The sequence below is a fragment of the Anoxybacillus sp. LAT27 genome (genome assembly GCF_022030075.1).
GTDB classification, from domain to species: Bacteria; Bacillota; Bacilli; order Bacillales; family Anoxybacillaceae; genus Anoxybacillus; species Anoxybacillus kestanbolensis.
In genome coordinates, this window is sequence record NZ_JAIWYK010000106.1 from 1 (window position 1) to 299 (window position 299).

Sequence of the window (299 nt, forward strand, 5' to 3'; positions counted from 1 at the left end):
GCTTTTCACCCTTGCGTTCACTTCGTTCACCTTGTCCAGCAGCGCCTGGTACCCTTCGGGATTTCGCTCGAACAGCCTCACGGGCAGGTCGAACTTATCCTTTGCTTTGTACGCTTTCAGCAGCTCCTGGTTGTTCCAGGGGAAGTCGTGTTCCGTTGCTTTTACAATGCGGATGTCATTGTACCGAAACACGTCGAATCTGCCGTTGGCATCTTCAGCCAGTTTGTAGGCTTGACGGTTTTCGCTCAGCGTCAGTTCCCGCACCGACCATTCTTCGCCGTCGATGGTTACAGTTCCGG

1 pseudogene is annotated in these 299 nt (G+C 53.8%); it reads right to left on the bottom strand.

Going from position 1 to position 299, the window contains the following annotated elements:
* Positions 1-299: pseudogene (locus LD028_RS08715) on the bottom strand (hypothetical protein); the annotation flags it as partial.